Here is an 18866-nt window from a genome sequence, read left to right as displayed (position 1 = left end):
TAACCTATTACTATTATGAGCGATTACCCAATGCTCATTTCCAATAAATTACACTCTTTTCGTAACTTCTCACCGCAAAAATACGATTTAAATTTGGATTATTCCCTATTTAACAAACAAAAAGGGTATCCGTTGTGCGGATACCCCTTCCATTATTTATCGGGCTATTGCCTCAATAAAGTTGTATTATTCCAGAATCACAACGCGGTTCAAGAAGTTCTTGCCAAACATGTTGGCAGTTCCACCGAAGCCTACCAGTTCAAGCTGATCCTTACTTACACCTTCTTTAATAAGTGCATCATAAACAGCCTGTGCACGAGCTTCAGACAACTTCTGGTTCCACTTGGCGCTACCGGTAGCTTTATCTGCATAACCTGCCACCTTATATTTCTTATCCGGATTAGCCTTCAGGATCTTAGCTGCCAACTGAATATTAACCATACCATAGTCGTCAATCTTAGATTTGCCAATCTGGAAGAAGATAGCGCGAGGTCCGGCTACTTCAACCTCCTTCACAACTTCTTTTGTTACAGGTTTCACGTTAGCCAACGCGTTCTTGGCATCAGCCAAGTCAGACTGAGCCTTAGCCAGTTCGCTTCTGTAACGATTCAGTTCTTCATTGATAGCATTCTGGTCTACCTGAGAACCACAAGATACGAATCTCTTGCCACCAAATGTATAAGTTACACCTGCAGTCAGAGAAACAGCGCCGTCGGTATGGGCAGAGCTAATATTACCGAACGGAGAAGGAGAAACCTCGCCTCTTGCTTCAATGTTGATATCTAAATACTTATTGATATTGAACTGTCCAGCCAAACCAACAGAACCGTTGATCAGTGCATTTACTTTATCCTGATTACCATAAGCTTTAGCAAAAGTCAAACCGGGACCAGCAAATACAGAAACTGTGAACAAACGGTCCGGATTGTAACCGCCAATAGCATTCGACAAGTTAAACATACCGTCCGCACGCAGAGTGAAGTAATGTTTATTCTTGCTCTTAATATAAGTATCGGCAGGTTGTCCGTAGTTAGAATACAAGGTAGTCCATGCGCCAGCCACCTGACCACGGATACCCCAAACCGGATTGAACAGTTTACCAACTGACACATTGATCAGCGGAGTTATGGCTTTACCAAAGCCATAATCAAAGTTGTCCGGGTTTACACAACCCTGAGCGCCAACACCTACACTCACAAAGATATTGTCCTTAAAGCTTTCGCTATAGAACGTCTCTTTAGTCTGAGCAGTAGCTGCAGTAGCACCGGCCAACAATAAAGATAATATTACTAATTTACTTTTCATTGTTTTTTGTTTTTAAATATTTCAACTCTTTTAGTTTCTTATTTGCTCCGACCATTCTGCTTACTTCAAATAAATCTTATATGTAAGCCCGCCGGTAAAATATTTCATTCTTTGCAATTCTACCTGCGCATGCAAATGGTTGAAAAGCAAATAGGTAGCACCAAACGCGAAGTCCTTTGCATCATATTCTGCGATTACTGTCAGATCAGGAGCAAAAGATGGAGCATAAGTGAGCCCTCCGGCTAATCCATTCAAGTGGTAATCCACTCTTCGGTTGTACAGATATGACAGATGTACACCTATCTTCTCCTTTCCAACCGGGATATGCTTGGTGGCTGCGACATAAAAACGGCAAAAATAGCCATTACCATCGGCAGAACCTACTTGCCCATCGCCTGACTCAGTATAAGGATCAGAAGTTCCCACTACAACAGCCGGCATGTGCTTCCACAATTGTCCTTCTTTCAAAACTCGCAAACGGGCAGAAAAGTATCTGTCCTGATTCGTAAACTTCTTCTTTCCAACTTTCCAGTCAATCCCTATAGTCTGCGACTGAAACAGCGTACATGTATAGGCTATTTCGAGCCAGGGAAAGATAGTCACGTTCAAAAAGTAATTATACGTATGGTAGTCCCATGTAGGAGGAGTTATCTCCTTATTTAGAAAATTTCCACCGATCATCACTGTCTTATCCCGTTGCATTTCTGCTGACGGAGCATGGAGCAAACCGGTAGTTCCGTACGTCAACTGAGCCGAAAGTGCCAAATGACAGCAAAGGAACAAGCCCATAAGAAGTATCTTTTTCATCATTACCTGCAATTTCTATACTTTCGGTTCAACTCGTACTTTTTAATTCTCAACAATTACTTTTACCTCTGATTAGTCGTTAGATCCACCACCGGCGTTCGGGTTGAAGCCGTGAGAGTCATGAGAATCGTGAGAATCGTGGCTGTAATAGTTAGGATAGATCATTACGCTGTTCTGGTAAGAAACGATACCCTCATAATATTTGCCAGAGATCAGGAATGTCAGCTTCTTAGAAATCAATTGTCCTTTAACTCTATAGCCAATAATACCATAACCGCTCAATACGCTGATCTTAGCATAACCAACCTTCTGTACGAAACCGGCATTCTTATTCAAAGCTTTAGCAGCATTTGCAAGGAAAGCAGCCTGAATATCAGTAGAAACAGCGCCTTCTGCTCTTGTTGCAGGAGCAGCCACTTCTTTTACATCACCTGTAAGTTCACAACCTTCATTGTAGAAGTAAGGAACCAAGATAGCGGCATCTTTAACAGAGTTTGCAAATTCAAACGGAGTAGTAACCAAGATCGATCCATCAGCCTGAGCCTCAGCAACAGTAGTTCCAGTAGTTACGTCACCGGTCAACTCTTTTGTAGTTTCCAGACCAGCCTTTTCCTCAGCTGTAGCTGTTGCACCATCCCACATATTCTTAACTGTTTCAGCAGAAGGTTTAGCTTCTTCAGCTGCTTTAGTTACCAATGCTCCGGCTTCAGATTCAGTAACATCAGTCTTAGGGTCAGTCGGAGAAACTACCGGAGGAATAGTTGCTGCTTCAACAGAAACCAAAGCAACGTCTACAGTAGCAACACTTGTCTGACCGTCACTAACCTGGTTCAGGTATACTTGTCTTGTTACAGAATAATAACCGGTTGCAGAAACTTCCAAGCTATATCCTTCTGCTTTATAAGTAACTTCTTTGTTGAATGTAGCTCCAACTGATTCGCCACCCAATGTAACTTTAGCAGTAGTCAAAACCTGACCTGTAGTTGCGTCAGTAATAGTACCGGCAATATAATACTTTGCAGGGGCTGGTTTTGTTGCTTCATCAACTTCTGCTTTCTCGTAGCAGCTTGTAAACAGTGTACCGCAAACTGCCAAAACGGCTAACGCTAACTTAGCGCCATTACCGAAAAATTTACTTTTCATTTTCATCTCAATAAAATTAAAAATTTAATAATTCTGATTTTACAAAATATGGATTAAAACTATTATCATTCATTACATTATCACTTGCCTGAGAGTTATACCCTTTACCATATATACGTTCATTACCCGCATTATATTGGAATCCGAAATTATTAGGCATTACTCTTGGGATATACCCCTTTCTCTTATATTTGTATGGAGGCAAAGCTATCTGAAACAAGAAGCCTCCATTCAGTCCTTTATTACCTGCATGTTGCACTTTCATTCCATAAAAGCCAATAGAGGCATAGCGAAAATGGCGAACCATATCAAAACGGACTCCATATTCTTCCTCCAAATATCGCTCTCCTTTTAAACTAAACTGTGTATTGTATTTCGGCCAATAGAAATTAGCTCCGATAGAACCGGTCAGAGTCCATTTGGTACCATGATAAAAGACCCAATCTTCAAAATACCCTCTTCCGGTATACCCGATACGCGCATCTACTGAAAAGCGCTCATCTTTAAAGAAGTGTTTTGCTTTTAAATCACCTCCCCAGCGAAACTTATTAAAAAATCCGACTGAGGCGGTCAGAAATGTGCGTTGAGGCAAACGCACTGTCTGTGACAAAGTCACAAATCCGGGACGGATCTGCTTATACCTTTGACCATAATCATTATAGATAGGGAAAATCACTTGTCCGGTCAGTTTCATTCCCTTCCACAAAGAAACTTCTATAGCAGGAGAGACATTAACCACAATTTCATAGACCTTAGACAAAATATAGTTTCTGAACAATAATTCCGGATATACCACTATATCTACTTTAAACAAAGAACTGTTTTGCTTCTTAATACGCCTTGCCTGCTTCCATCCTTCTCCTAAGTCATAACTCACATTCCAGTCAGCCCGACTGGCTTCAGCAACACTATCTCCCTTCATTGGTTGATAATAGAGAGATATCTGAGGTATATTATTGTCCAAAACTATTAACCTACATGGCTTATTTTCGGGTAAACCCATCTTTTGAATCAAATCAACAGCTTTACCTATTCCGACTCCTTCAAGACGATAGGCTGAATTCTGTATCACAAAAACCCGTTCCTCATTATCTTCTGTCCACCCTACATTCTCAAATCCCATTTTCACCAGTGCGTCAACAGTAGCCTCTCCTGTTTGACATACACCTTTTAAGGGGAGTAAACAGAATGATATGAGTAAAATTCTGAGCAAAGTAGCGTCAATTGTTATGTTTTTCCTCATGTAAGGGCTTTTGTGATTCATTTGTTTGCTTTAAAACTTATGTATCCTAAAAATTATAGATACAAAATATGGTGCAAAAATAGACACAATTTTAATAATACCAAAGAGTTTTACATGTTTTTTCGCAGAGTTGTATCAGTTTTTTTTCATTCAAAATCCTGCTTACTTAAAAATAGACCAGAAAAACCATTTATAATCTTAAATAATATCCATCATATATTTTAGAATCACTAATAGAGCAAGTTATATAAATAAAGAAATGATAAAATAAAATAGAAATATATATTAATACTAAATTTCCAATAGGATACCTCTATATTACAAATTTACTAAATCCGGGTAAAATCAAGTAGTAGCTAATCTAACCAAATGCACAATTATTAACAACTAAAACAAAAATGCATCGGCAAGACCAGTATACATATAATAATGTATTCATATATTAATATAAACCTACTATATAAAGCAGTTGAATTAACAATGTTAGCTACAAAAGCAGCCAATTATATTCTTAGATTTACGAAGTTAACCTTATGTATTTACGAAGTAAATATCTTGCGTTTACGAAGTTAACTTTAACACAGTGTTAAAGTTAACTTCGTAAACGCAAGATATTAGTATTTAATGTCACTGTTTGTCAACATCTTACGTTTCATTGGCTTTTTATCGTTACTCCGCAACATTCAGGCATAAGATTGAGGTTCACATTTTGCAACTACATACCCGAACCATTTATCACCCTCTCAAGTTATATCCGGAATCAGATCAATAGCTTTCTCTTTACTTTCATCTACTATCTTGGCATATATTTGAGTTGTTTGAATGTTAGTGTGCCCCAGGAGTTTGGACACGGTATAAAGATCAGCACCAAGAGTAATCATCATCGTGGCATGAGTATGGCGTGCCGAATGAAACGTGATATGTTTTTGAATGCCGGCTTTAGCAGCCCATCTTGGCAATATCTCATTAGTCCTTCCTAAACTGATCAGTCCTTTGAATACTTTCTCTGTATCCTGAGCCTTCCCACGGACTGGGAGTTGTTTTAAAGCTTCATTACTCAAAGGAAGCGAAAGGATTTCCTGAGTTTTCTGTTGTGTCATATGCAATTCTATTTTCCCTATCTTATTTTTTTTCAGATTTCCCCATGTAAGTGCCACTATATCACTATGTCTCAACCCACAAAAACAACTAAACAGAAAAGCCCTCTTCAAAGTCTTATTATGAAAATCTGTTTGCGATAATGTTTTAACTTCATCAATAGTTAAAAAGGCCCTTTCGGTTCTTTTACGTTTAGGCTTTTCTTCTTTTTTTATCTTATCCATCGGGTTTGAGATTATAATTTCATCAATTATGGCACTATTAAGGCAATAATGAAAAACTTTATAATAATATACCTGAGTATTGGCATTTATATGCTTTATACTTTTGCAATGCTTCTGAGTTGCAGTTTTCAAGTACTCAATAAAGCCGAGTATATACTTTTTATCTATCTGCCTAAGCTTAATACCTAATTTATCATAACGCTGGAGATGATATATCAAAGTATACATAGACACTTTTCTTGAAGTTTTTTCTATATCCCTGTCTGCCAAATACTTTATATAGTCTATCAGTGTTATATCCTTTTTCTCCTTTTGATGGTTAAAGCCATATATTCCATTCTGCAATTCTACAATTCTTTGAGCTTTCACCGCATTAGCAAGCTTCATAGTACTCTGATTTAAATCTTTGTCTTCCCGCGTATGCTCAGGTATTATATATAACTTTAAAAACTCATATTGTCTCTTTCCATCTATATATATATCTAAATATATAGACTCACAACCATTCGACAGACACTTGGTTCTAATTCTAACCGGTTCTTTAATCCTTACTTCTTTTTTCATATTATTTGTTTGCATGTTATTAGTTATAAATATAGACATTATTTCGTTACAAGTAACAAACAGGTAACAAAAGTCTCAGAAAAAAGATTTCTAAAGAAAAATGATTAAACGATATCTGCCTACGAAACTCAAATAAATCTCTGTTTTCTAATTACTTATCAATTTCACAAAGATTCTTTATGAGTCTTAATTAAAGTGCCAGCTCGGTAACATATATACTTCATGAAAGTAAAGATCAATCAAAATCATAATAAACCAGGCAAAAGCGACATTTACATAAAACACTATATATCAATGACAGACAATCAAACAGCAAGCAAAACCATATTATGCAAACCCATATATCGATTTCCCGAAAGAAAGCCATGTCGAATTATCGTTTTGAATAACAACGTTCCTCAGATTTCTCTTTATTATCAGCCATCTACAAAAGACAGTACCATAGATATTAGCAAACAAGACTGGGAAGTCAGCTATAATCTTGGAAATAGCTGGAACAAAGTAAAAAGGAATAAAAAAAAGAATAGCTCTTTGTATAAAGTAGATATCACAATATATCCGGAATTATCACTAAAAAATCTGGTAATAACGCAAATCTATCAAGTACTTTTCAATTTATCACCCGCCATAGAAGTCTCTTTATGGAGAGGGATGAAATTCACCGCTCAAATGGTGATTCCGGTATACAATGACGGATATGCCAGCAGATACGATAAAGTGCATCCGGGTTTCCTTGAACTATCACAAACGGTTCGTTTACCTTATAACTTATGGGCAACACTGTCTGTAGGTAATTTTAATAATAGCCGATATGGCATTGATTTCAATCTGATTCATCATTTCAACGATGAACGTTTCAGCGTAGAAGGACGTATAGGATATACCGGAACCGGATATTGGGAAGGTTTTACCATGCACTACGGCACAAAGATGCGTACAACATGGTCATTGGGAGGAAGTTTCTATTGGCCCCGCTATAATGTAGAACTAAATGCAAGAGTGGAACAATATCTACTGCAAGAAAAGGCGGTCAGAGTAGAAGCAATCCGGCATTTTCGTTATGCCTCTATCGGCTTTTATGCCATGAAAGCCAAGAATGTAAAAGCCAATGGAGGTTTCCGTTTCCAGATAGCCTTACCTCCTTACCGATATAAACGTAAAGGATATATCCCCCGGATCACACCCTCCAACAATATGGGAATGTCCTATAATGCAGGAAATGAACAATATTACTATAAAATTTATCGGCCGGCACCCGATGACAACATAATGAAGAATAATAGTTTTAATCCATATTTTGTAAAATCTGAGTTATTAAATTTTTAATTTTATTGAGATGAAAATGAAAAGTAAATTTTTCGGTAGTAGCGCTAAATTAGCGTTAACCCTGTTAGCAATGTGCGGTATGTTCGCAAGTTGCTACGAAAAAGATGAGATTGATGTACCTAAAGTGACCGAGCCTACAGCAACAACATATCAAGTTGCAGGTATTGTTGCAGATGCTGAAAGCAATGCTGTGATGGATGGTGTAACGGTAACCAATGTTACAAACTCAAAGTCAATGACCACCGCCGCAGACGGTAAGTATGCTTTGGAAGCCAAAGTAGGAGAAACCAACGTAGTGACTTTTGCAAAGAGCGGCTACAAAACAGTGACAAGCTCTGTATTTGTTACCAAACAGGAAAATGGTTCTATCGTTGCCTATACGATTGATGCCAGAATGGAAAAAGGCAAAGAAACAAAACCGACAATGGATGTAGAATATCAGATTGAAGGTTCCGTATTTGATGCAGAAAGCGGTGAAGCCGTAGCTATTAAAGCTGCAACCATTCCGGGGGTACTGACAGCAACCATCCAGAACGGTAACAAATTCACAATGTCTAACGTAAGTCTGGGTCAGCATACAATCTATATTACTGCTGACGGATACAAACCGACTACTGCCAATGTTGCCATCAGTGAAGTAACAGGTCCGGAAGGCGAAGGTATTTTCATTGCAAAAACTCCGGTAACCGTTTCTATGCAGAAAAACGAAGTAGAGATTGCTCCTAAATATTATCTGTCAGGAAACATCTATAATCAAGATGGTGGTATGGTAACCAAGGCTGAAGTTACACTAAACCTTTCAGGATATGAAACTGTCGCAACTGCTTCCAACGGTTTTTATAAGTTCGAAATTCCAGCCGACAAGATAAAAGGGCTGACTAAAGCAACTGTAACAATCCGTCACAATAGCTATAAAATTTATGTATATACCGCATTTATTGCACCGGAAGGTAATGGTCAGGTATCTAACACCGTAGTCAACGTTACACTGATTCTGAAACCTGACACAGAAAAACCTGCTGATGACGATAATGTATTTATCGGCGGTAATGTAGAAATTGAAATTCCAACAGAAAATGCTGTAGAAGCTGCTCCGGAAAAAGCAGAAGGTGAAAAAGTACCGAGCAAGTCTGCAGTAGAAGAATCAATCAACAAGGTATTGGAAGCTGCAGGATCGGATATCAAGATCACTCCGGCACAAGCAGAGCAAGTGGTTAACACCATGGAGAAATACATCGCTAACGGAACTTTGACAGAAATCGATAAAGTAGCAGTTCTTCCGATCGAAAAAGAAACTACTTTCAAACTGGAATCTAAAGTGATCGATACCAATAACGACAAAGAAGAAACAGTTACTGACGAAATTGTTCTTCCGGCCAACACAGTGGTTATCTTCACAAGCGGCGTAGCAAGTACTCTGAACATCAGCCGCACCGACGAAGGTAAGGAAGGTGCTTCTATCCGTGAATATGACGGTACTCCTACCGGTACTATCTTCGTTACTCCGATGGAAGTGAAGTTCACACCTGCAGTTGTTGTTGCTCAGGGAGAAACTCCTGAAGTTGCACTGGCTACTCTCTACTTCAACGAAAAGACCAGCACTTGGGAAGCCGAAGAAAACTACGCAACTTATCAGAATGGTGTATTTGTAGGCAATGTTCACCACTTCTCTAAGTTTAAATTCGGTTTCGAAGAAGCTGACAGCCAAGCTGATGCAGAAGCTGCATTAGACACTATGAATTTTGATAAGGCATGCTACACTGAAGGTGAAACAGCTAAAGTAAAAATGGAAATCAACTGGAAAGGTGGCATCAAGTGCGAAAACGGTGCTTCTGTAGAAGAAATCGTTAAGAAAGCTCATTCTTCTTTGACCTCAACCACCATCAAGATGGTTGCTGCTGCTTTGGAAGAAGCTATTAAAGATGACAACGCTAATGTTACTCCGGGAGCAGCCTTTACAGATAAAAAATTCACATACGAACTGGAAGTGCCTGCTTACACACAGTTGACCGGTTTCAAGGTAACAAGAAACGTTATCAAAACGACTTATACATTACCGTTTGCCGTTTACAACAAAGCGACTAAAGCTATTGAAAAGAAAACAGCTACAGTTACAATCAGCAAGGTTTCTTCAGTAGTAGTGGAAACTATAGAAGCAATCGGTCACGGACATGGTCACGGACACGGTGATGATCTGAATGCCGGTGGTGGTATCATCATCTCTGAATAATCGAGAAAATAAATGTAGTAATTGAAATCATTGAACCGAAAGCGTAGAGAATGTATACAATAAATTTAAAACGAATCTTCATCGTATCGCTATTTATAGCTATACCCTTTATGCTTTCGGCTCAATTGACCTACGGTACTACGGGATTACTGCATGCCCCTTCGGCAGAGATGCAAAAGGATAAAACAGTGATGCTGGGTGCTAACTTTATGAATAAGGAGATAACTCCTCCGACGTGGTATTATCATACGTACAATTACTACCTGAATGTAACCATTCTACCTTGGATGGAAGTGGCATATACTTGTACTTTGTTCAAGGCAGAAGCTCTTGGATTAAAGCCTTATGGTTACTCAGGGTTCACCAATCAGGACCGGTATTTTTCTCTCAGATTACGAGCATTGAAAGAGGGACAGTTCTGGAAATACATGCCCGCTGTGGTAATAGGAACCTCCGATCCTTTTACCTCGTCCGGTGACGGAGTTGTTGCCCCGACCGAAGGTAACGGATATTTCAGCCGTTTCTATGTCGCAGCCACCAAACATATCCGATTGGGATCAGAGACAATAGGAGTACACCTCTCCTACCTTTATAACAAACGGATAGAATACAAACTGAATGGGATCGCGGCAGGTATCAGCTACAATCCGTCTTTCCATCCGCAATTGAGATTGATTGCCGAATATGATTCGAAAGATTTTGCGTTAGGTGCCACCTATTTGCTTTTCAACCATCTACACGCACAAGTGGAATTACAAAAGATGAAGTACGTTACGGGAGGATTGACACTCCAGTTCCGCTTGTCCGGGAAAAATGGAATAAAAAAGCAAAAACGAAACAAAGAGTTAAAATAAAAAATGAAATAACATGAAAAGTAGAATAGCAATATTGTCTTTACTGTTGACAGGCGCAGCCATCTCCGCCTCAGCCCAGACCAAAGAGCATTATTATAGCGAGAAAGCTAAAGATAATATCTTTATCAGTGTGGGTGTGGGAGCACAGGGATGTGTAAACCCTGACAACTTTGATTATGGCTTCGGACATGCCATAACTCCGCTGATCCATGCATCAGTCGGTAAACTGTTCAACCCTATCTGGGGTATCCGCGGTCAGGTAGCCGGATGCTGGAGCACATTATACTCCGAATACGGCATGCCGGAAGGAGAATATAACAAAATGAAGAATAAAAAGTACTTCACTTTGCGTGCCGACGGATTGTTCAATTTGTCAAATGCCATCGGAGGCTACAACCCCGACCGTTTGTTCACCGTATCAGTGTTTGCCGGTCCGGGACTTACGTTTGCCAAGGCTTATGGCAACCAGGATAAACTGGATGCACTGATTAATGGTTCTGTTGGTCTGATGGGACAATTCAACATCAACAAATACCTGGACATTAATGTAGAGGCAAGAGGAGAAGTTTCCCCTTCCGTATTCGGACGCTATAGCTCAGCTCATACGGATGGCGCTGTTTCTCTGACAGCAGGTGTTACTTACACATTCGGAGGTAAGAGATTCGTATCTTGTGGTGCCCAGGTAGACCAAAGTGCTATTAACGAAGAGTTGAATCGTTACAGAAGTGAATTGTCAAAAGCTCAGTCTGACTTGGCTGATGCTAAGAACGCACTGGCTAACGTGAAACCTGTAACAAAAGAAGTTGTAAAAGAAGTTGAAGTAGCCGGTCCCCGTGCTGTTTTCTTCCAGATTGGCAAATCTAAAATCGATGACTACGGCATGGTTAACATCCAGTTGGCAGCTAAGATCCTGAAGGCTAATCCGGATAAGAAATACAAAGTGGCAGGCTATGCAGATGAAGCTACCGGTAGTGCAAAGTGGAACCAGAAACTATCTGAAGCACGTGCCCAAGCTGTATATGACGCTCTTATCAAAGAAGGCGTAAGCAAAGATCAACTGGAACTCATCGGTTTCGGTGGAACTGCCAACATGTTTGGCAAGAACTTCCTGAACCGTGTTGTAATTTTAGAATAATAGGGTTTCGATTTCCTAATAGAGCGGGAAACAAATTGCTCTATACTTTGAAAAGGTACGTCGCTGAGACGTACCTTTTTTCTTGCCTTGTCAAGTCATGACTCCCCGCTCCGGAATATTTTCTTCCAATGTAAACTAACAAAAAAGATGTGTCCATTATTCATGAACACATCTTCGCTTATCCTTTTCGTCTGACAGAGTCCTAATATACTAACTTCACATTGTCAATATAGAGCGAGTTTCCAGGCGATCCGATATATGCACCACCATGACTGGACGTAAACTGGAGTACCATATGTGTCGGTACATCGTCAGCTTCTCCCCATGCCACTTCATGGATTGGAACACTCTCCCCCTTACTGTTCACCGTAAAATACTCAGAAGCCTGAAGACGCATCATATGAGCCTTATATGCCGGATCATTAGTTATATCGCCATACATAATATTGTAAGTGGCACCATTTTTCCAATCAGTCGAATGATAATAATAGTTCACCATTGTCCCGATACGTTTGGCATATACATTCCCTTTGGCATCTTCCCAACGTTTCTGCAACAACAAAATAACAGCAGGGAAATCCTTGCCCGGCACGTCTGTTATCTTACTGAATCCCGTCGCCCGTATGCGGTTTTCACGATCGGACATTTTCACTTTATAGTCAAACTGGATAGCTGACGGACGTTCGGTAAACGGCACTCCCATCTGTAACATTTTATTAGGATTCTTAGTGCTTTTAATCGGTTCATGTACTGTCCCGAGAAACATAGATCCTGCCGCCAGAACTGTGATATCTACAATTCCGAGCACTTTCACACTCTCCATACGGGTATCCAGACGTGCACAAAAACCATCTCCTCTTGCTTCAGGAAACACCGAAGTATTGGTCTTCGTAATCCCTGACACACGTGCCATAACGTTAGAAGTAGCCCATGGAGACCCTCCTTTATTCGTATAAGGTTTCGCACCTACAATGGTTTCCGTAGGTCCAATGGCATATACTTTTTTGGTATTTCCGCCAATAATACCCGATTCTTTTATCTCACGTGTCACCCACTGATCCATATTCCCAAAAGAGAACATCTCCACCTTCTGCTGTGCCACAGCAGGAGCAGAACACAAAGTTACCAGACCTGCCACCCATAAGCGATATGTCTTCTGAATCATCTTTCCTCCTTTCTTTTATAAACTATAATCCCATTGCTTCAGTGCAAAATCCCAATGATCCTGCACCAGCTGAACAGTACGGTCATCATACTTATATTTGTTTTTCTTATATCCTTTTTTACCTCCCACATACTTTTCTATTGCACCACGTGCTTCGGAGAATCCGGGAATATCCAAAGCATGGTAAATATTCTCAGTCATTCCCATAGCGTCTGCCTCAAAATCCTCAAATTTCACTTCCATCAGGTTTCCCTTGGGAATGAACTGCTTATCAGCTTCATATTTATGGTACAATTTAGCATAAATGGAAAGAATATTGTCCTCCAACTCGGCGGGAGTAATATCCTGTAATTTCAATGGCTGAATCGTATTGGTAAAGAAACTCCGTGTAGATTCAAATACTGTATACGGATTGCGCATCAGATAAACAAACTTCGCATTGGGGAACATTTTTACCAGCTCCTTCACCCGTCCTGTATGAGGGGGATTCTTACTGAGAAACTGGGTACCTTGCGTATTCCATAAAGAAATCTTGATCAACTTGGTAAATGTCTCCTCAAAAACCTTCAGTTCAGCTTCGCTGATATCATCAAAAAGCAAATATTTATCAGCATATTCTTGCTGGTATTTGGGTAGGAACCAGAAATTATAGTAGGTATAAGGCATCATATTGGCAAGTGCGAACTCTTCTTCCTGCGGTAAATCGACGGCCAGTTCCATATTATCCGTCGGACGCTTATCCGGCATAAGCCAACTCATATTTTTCTTGAAGAACGGCTGGCCCCACATCATTAAATGTGGAAATACGGTTTGATAAGTCGTGTTATAGCCGAAATGTGTATCGCATGAAAAAACATTGTGCACAAAAGTAGTTCCACTACGCCAGTGACCAAGAATAAAAACCGGATCATGCTCCAATGGTTTATCTGCCAGTATCTTCTCATAACGCTTATCCTGAAGAGGAGCCAAAGTAGACAGTAAACGGCAAACAGCCTTTGTCAGACGATATTTACCTTTATAGGGCGCATCGACCTCCCTTCCTCCCGTAATAGCTTTAAATGTTTGCCAGTCTGCACCCACCAGAGTATTTATAGGAAGTTTATTAAATTCAAGTAATCCCATAATAATGTGTTAGTTGTTAATGTGTCAACAGGCCGTAACCAGCCCGTCGGCACATCGAATCATTATTTACTTTTCTATTCTGACTTCGAAACCTTGTTCACTCAACGATTTCACAGCCTTTTCAATCGCTTCATAATGCTCAGTCGTTATGCCCAGTTTTGGCAGGTTCAGAACCGGAAGATCATCAGAAGCATTCATGTCTTTCCTTTCAACCCGATCGATAATCATCCCCACAGCACTGGTATTATTGGTAATCGGATCAATCAGAATGAACGAGCCACACGATTTATTCTTCTGATACGGATCAAAGAACAACTCTTTGGCTGTAGTAAACACCACACGTGCTATTTCGTTCAAAGAAAGGAAAGGGACAGATGAATGTTCCATCGTATTGACATCCACTTTATACTTAATGCTATCAATACGGGTACGGCTAACGTTCGTTGTCTGTTTGATAAAGAACGATTTGTTGACATCCATCGGTTCTTCATCCATCCACACCAGCATCGCTTCAAAATTACGGTCTACAATAGGCAGGTTGTCCGGATGAACCAACATTTCTCCTCTCGATACATCTATTTCATCTTCAAGTGTCAGTGTAACCGACTGTGGAGGAAAAGCATACTCCTGTTCACCATCAAAAGTAACAATACTCTTAACATGAGATACCTTACCGGAAGGCAAAGCCATCACTTTATCCCCTTTACGTATGACACCGGATGCCACCTTACCGCAAAATCCGCGGAAGTCAAGATTCGGACGAAGTACATATTGTACGGGAAAGCGGAAATCATCAAAATTATTATCACTGTCGATATGCACCGTTTCCAGAAAATCGAGTAAGGAGAGTCCTTCGTACCACGGAGTTCTTTCCGACCTATCCACCACATTATCTCCATCGAGTGCCGAAAGAGGAATGCAGGTTACGTCAGGAATCCCCAGAGGAGCTACAAACTTTTTATACTCTGTTACTATTTCGTTGAAACGCTCTTCCGAAAAATCGACCAAGTCCATCTTATTGACTGCCAACACCACATGCTTGATTCCCAACAAAGAAACCAGGAAGGTATGACGTCTTGTCTGAGTGATCACTCCCATGCGGGCATCTACCAGAATAATAGCCAGATTGGCCGTAGAACCACCGGTTATCATATTACGGGTATACTGTTCGTGCCCCGGAGTGTCAGCAATGATAAATTTGCGGTTATTGGTAGAGAAGTAACGATAGGCCACATCAATCGTAATGCCTTGTTCGCGTTCGGCCTTCAGCCCATCCAGCAACAGAGCATAATCAATGTGTTCTCCTGCATTACCCAACCGTTTACTATCGCGTTCCAGCGCATCGAGCTGGTCTTCATACAATTTCTTGCTATCGAACAGCAGACGCCCGATCAATGTAGACTTTCCATCGTCTACCGAACCTGCCGTCAACAGACGCAGCAAATCTTTCTGTTCGTCTTTATCCAGAAATGCTTTTATATCTAATTTATCTGCCATAGTTGTAATATTTAAAAATATCCTTCGCGCTTCTTCTGTTCCATGCTACCTTCCTGGTCGAAATCAATAACGCGGGTTGTACGTTCGCTCTTGGTAGTAGTCATCATCTCTTCCACAATCTTCTCAATGGTGTCGGCTTCGCTCTCGACAGCACCTGTCAACGGCCAGCACCCCAACGTACGGAAACGTACCATTTTCATCTCAATCTGATCACGATATTTCTCCGGCAGACGCTCATCATCAGCCATAATCAGATTTCCGTCCATCTGCACCACAGGACGCTCCTTGGCATAATACAATGGTACAATCGGAATATTCTCCAAGCGAATGTATTGCCAGATATCCAGCTCGGTCCAGTTGCTCAACGGAAACACACGTATGCTTTCACCTTTATGTACGCGGGCATTGTAAATATCCCACAGTTCCGGACGCTGGTTTTTAGGATCCCATTGATGAAACTTATCACGAAAAGAGAATATGCGCTCTTTGGCACGTGATTTTTCTTCATCACGGCGGGCACCGCCAAATGCGGCATCAAATTTATATTTATCGAGTGCACGCAGCAAAGCTTGTGTTTTCATCAGGTCGGTATGTACCTTACTTCCATGTGTAAACGGTCCTACTCCCGCATGAAAAGCTTCCATATTGCTTTCCACAATCAGATTCCAACCATACTTTTTAGCATATTCATCACGGAACTGAATCATTTCCTTAAATTTCCATTTAGAATCGATGTGCATTAAAGGAAACGGCACCTTGCCCGGATAGAAAGCTTTCTCGGCGAGGCGTACCATGACCGAAGAATCCTTTCCGATGCTATACAGCATAACCGGATTCTCAAACTCCGCCGCCACTTCGCGGATAATGTGAATGGACTCGGCTTCGAGTTCCTTTAAGTGGCTTAATTTATATTCCTCTTTCATTGTTATGATTATTTCTTCATCTATATTCTATTCATGTCTGCTCACACGGGGCAATACAATGTCCAACAGACGCTTGACTGACTCTTCAAGTGAAAGTGTTGAAGTATCAAGTGACAAGGCCGGATGCTCCGGAGCCTCAAATGGAGCGGATATCCCGGTAAAGTTTTTTATTTCTCCTCTGCGGGCCTTGGCATACAACCCCTTCACATCGCGTTTCTCACATTCGGCAAGCGGAGTGCTGACAAATACTTCTAAAAAATCATCTTGCCCGATAATGCGGGCTGCCATCTCGCGGATATCATTATTAGGACTGATAAAAGCAGCAATCGTAATAATACCGGTATCAATAAAAAGTTTGGAAACCTCAGCTATACGACGAATATTTTCCACCCTGTCGGCTTCAGAAAAGCCTAAATTATTGTTTATCCCCGTACGGATGTTATCTCCGTCCAGGATACGGCACAACAATCCACGTTTATGCAATTCGCGTTCCAAAGCAATTGCAATCGTACTTTTGCCCGATCCGCTCAGACCGGTAAACCAAATCATCACGCCATGCTGCCTCAGGAGTCCTTCTTTATCCTGCCGGGTCAGCATCCGGTCGAATATTGGATATATGTTATTATTTTCTTCCATTATAATATGTTAGATGTTGTTTCAGTCATTAAAACGGCCAGATTAAAGGAATCAGGAAAATAGAAATCAGGAATGTTATAAGATTTAAAGGTAATCCGATACGGACAAAATCCATAAACTTATAGTTACCGATACCTTGTACGATCAGGTTAGTCTGATAACCAATCGGTGTAGAGAAACTGGCCGATGCAGCCATACAAATGACCACAAAGAACGGCATCGGATCGACTCCCAACTGGGTTGAAAGCGACAAAGCCAACGGAAAAGCCAACGCAGCGGCCGCATTGTTTGTAATCAGTTCCGTAAACAGATTGGTAATAATAAATAAAACTGCCAGCAATACATGGGGACCGTAATCATCGCTCATGCCGATTATGAACTCTGCCACCTTATCGGCCACTCCCGAATTCACCATTGCTTTACTGATGGCAAAAGCACAAGCGATCGTTATCAAAATATCCCACGAAATATATTTAGTGTACTTGCGTGCCGGGAAGATTTTAGTCCAGGCCATGATAATAGTAGTAACGGAAACAAAGAAAAACATATCCAGTTTCATGTCCGGAAACATTTCCTTCACTATTGGAAGTTCTCCGACAGTAGCACCTGCTATCATCAGAATCAACAGAATCAATGCAAACCAGCGTTTCCCTTTTCCCGGTACAGGTTCGTTATCATTGCCGTTGGCTAACAACACAAACACGGAAGATTCTCCCCAAGTAGGAATAAATGTATCATCTGCCATCACTACCAATGTATCACCTTCACGCAAAACAACCTCTTCCAGGTTATTGACGAACCTCTGTCCGTTGCGTTTCTTGATTTCTTTGACCTCAGCACCATAATGACGCTTGAAATTAAACTCACCCAACGTTTTATTAATACCCGGAAAACGGGCACCAAGCACAGCTTCCACCCGGTGGAGTTTATCTCCTTCTTCTATTTCCTCATCAGGTACGGCCGTATCGGGACGTGCATCAGGGAGCAACTTTTTAGAAAAAGCAAACAGATAAATGATGCCGGCAATTGCAATAAAGATCCCCACTTTACCCAATTCAAACATCGTAAATCCTTCATGTCCGGATTCCAGTATCATTCCGTGCACAACCAAGTTGGTAGACGTACCGATCAAAGTACAAATACCTCCCAATATAGTCACATACGAAAGAGGTATTAAGAATTTGGTAGCAGGTAAGTGGACGGTACGCGCCCATCGTTTAATGATTGGAGCAAAAATAACAACAACCGGGGTATTATTCAAAAAAGCCGAAATAAAGGCAACGGAAGGTAATAAACGCAATTGTGCCCTGAATACCGTCGTTCGCTTCTGAGGAAGCAACTTTTTAATGACCTGCCCCAACGCTCCCGACTGGCGGATACCCTCACTTACCAAAAAAAGCAGGGCTACGGTTATCATCCCTTTATTACTGAATCCCTCGAGCATCTCCTTCGGAGTCAAAATACCTGCACAGAGAAACAACACCACTACTGAAAAAAGTATCATGCCGGGACGCATCTTGTCCAGAATCAAAGCAATAACCATCCCCAATAAGGATAATAACACAAACGCAATTTCAAATGTCATAAACGCAAA

15 protein-coding genes are annotated in these 18866 nt (G+C 40.7%); 4 read left to right on the top strand and 11 right to left on the bottom strand.

The window, feature by feature from the left end:
* Positions 1-186 precede the first annotated feature (186 nt).
* The 5 genes from JZY04_RS01740 to JZY04_RS01720 form a co-directional block, all read right to left on the bottom strand.
* Positions 187-1305: an OmpA family protein gene (locus JZY04_RS01740; protein ID WP_005819319.1), complete on the bottom strand. Its 1119-nt coding sequence runs from the start codon at positions 1303-1305 to the stop codon at positions 187-189.
* A 60-nt stretch (positions 1306-1365) separates the two neighbouring features.
* Complete coding sequence (locus JZY04_RS01735) at positions 1366-2115, bottom strand: YjbH domain-containing protein (protein ID WP_032530687.1); 750 nt, start codon at positions 2113-2115, stop codon at positions 1366-1368.
* A 69-nt stretch (positions 2116-2184) separates the two neighbouring features.
* Positions 2185-3261, bottom strand: a complete 1077-nt coding sequence (locus JZY04_RS01730) for a DUF3869 domain-containing protein (protein ID WP_122142373.1) — start codon at positions 3259-3261, stop codon at positions 2185-2187.
* A gap of 10 nt (positions 3262-3271) precedes the next feature.
* Positions 3272-4519: a hypothetical protein gene (locus JZY04_RS01725; protein ID WP_122142374.1), complete on the bottom strand. Its 1248-nt coding sequence runs from the start codon at positions 4517-4519 to the stop codon at positions 3272-3274.
* Between the two features lie 722 nt (positions 4520-5241).
* Positions 5242-6384 carry a site-specific integrase gene (locus JZY04_RS01720; RefSeq protein ID WP_005809037.1) on the bottom strand — a complete coding sequence of 381 codons (1143 nt, stop codon included), beginning with the start codon at positions 6382-6384 and terminating at the stop codon, positions 5242-5244.
* Positions 6385-6765: 381 nt separating this feature from the next.
* Between JZY04_RS01720 and JZY04_RS01715 the strand changes: the two genes are divergently transcribed.
* The 4 genes from JZY04_RS01715 to JZY04_RS01700 are packed head-to-tail and all read left to right on the top strand — an operon-like array spanning position 6766 to position 11929.
* Complete coding sequence (locus JZY04_RS01715; RefSeq protein WP_122142459.1) at positions 6766-7710, top strand: hypothetical protein; 945 nt, start codon at positions 6766-6768, stop codon at positions 7708-7710.
* Between the two features lie 10 nt (positions 7711-7720).
* Positions 7721-9940 carry a carboxypeptidase-like regulatory domain-containing protein gene (locus tag JZY04_RS01710; protein ID WP_181996347.1) on the top strand — a complete coding sequence of 740 codons (2220 nt, stop codon included), beginning with the start codon at positions 7721-7723 and terminating at the stop codon, positions 9938-9940.
* 50 nt (positions 9941-9990) lie between these two features.
* Positions 9991-10794, top strand: a complete 804-nt coding sequence (locus JZY04_RS01705) for a YjbH domain-containing protein (RefSeq protein WP_005776460.1) — start codon at positions 9991-9993, stop codon at positions 10792-10794.
* 13 nt (positions 10795-10807) lie between these two features.
* On the top strand, positions 10808-11929 hold the full coding sequence (locus JZY04_RS01700; RefSeq protein ID WP_005776459.1) for an OmpA family protein: 1122 nt from the start codon (positions 10808-10810) through the stop codon (positions 11927-11929).
* Positions 11930-12131: 202 nt separating this feature from the next.
* Here JZY04_RS01700 and JZY04_RS01695 read toward each other — a convergent pair whose 3' ends face one another.
* The 6 genes from JZY04_RS01695 to JZY04_RS01670 all read right to left on the bottom strand — a co-directional run bounded on the left by JZY04_RS01695 (position 12132) and on the right by JZY04_RS01670 (position 18857).
* Positions 12132-13094: a PCMD domain-containing protein gene (locus tag JZY04_RS01695; RefSeq protein ID WP_005776458.1), complete on the bottom strand. Its 963-nt coding sequence runs from the start codon at positions 13092-13094 to the stop codon at positions 12132-12134.
* 15 nt (positions 13095-13109) lie between these two features.
* Positions 13110-14216 (bottom strand): sulfotransferase, encoded by a 1107-nt coding sequence (locus JZY04_RS01690; protein ID WP_005776457.1) that lies wholly within the window; start codon positions 14214-14216, stop codon positions 13110-13112.
* Positions 14217-14282: 66 nt separating this feature from the next.
* The gene (gene cysN, locus JZY04_RS01685) at positions 14283-15713 is read right to left on the bottom strand and encodes a sulfate adenylyltransferase subunit CysN (protein WP_005776456.1); all 1431 of its coding nucleotides are present in this window, start codon (positions 15711-15713) and stop codon (positions 14283-14285) included.
* Between the two features lie 11 nt (positions 15714-15724).
* Positions 15725-16636, bottom strand: coding sequence for a sulfate adenylyltransferase subunit CysD (gene cysD / locus JZY04_RS01680; protein ID WP_005776455.1), 912 nt, complete (start codon positions 16634-16636; stop codon positions 15725-15727).
* Between the two features lie 27 nt (positions 16637-16663).
* The gene (gene cysC / locus JZY04_RS01675; RefSeq protein WP_005776453.1) at positions 16664-17272 is read right to left on the bottom strand and encodes an adenylyl-sulfate kinase; all 609 of its coding nucleotides are present in this window, start codon (positions 17270-17272) and stop codon (positions 16664-16666) included.
* Positions 17273-17300: 28 nt separating this feature from the next.
* The gene (locus JZY04_RS01670) at positions 17301-18857 is read right to left on the bottom strand and encodes an SLC13 family permease (RefSeq protein WP_005776452.1); all 1557 of its coding nucleotides are present in this window, start codon (positions 18855-18857) and stop codon (positions 17301-17303) included.
* Positions 18858-18866: the final 9 nt, after the last annotated feature.

This window comes from Bacteroides sp. 11BF (assembly GCF_019633765.1).
GTDB classification, from domain to species: Bacteria; Bacteroidota; Bacteroidia; order Bacteroidales; family Bacteroidaceae; genus Bacteroides; species Bacteroides hominis.
This window is presented reverse-complemented; position numbering and strand designations above follow the sequence as displayed.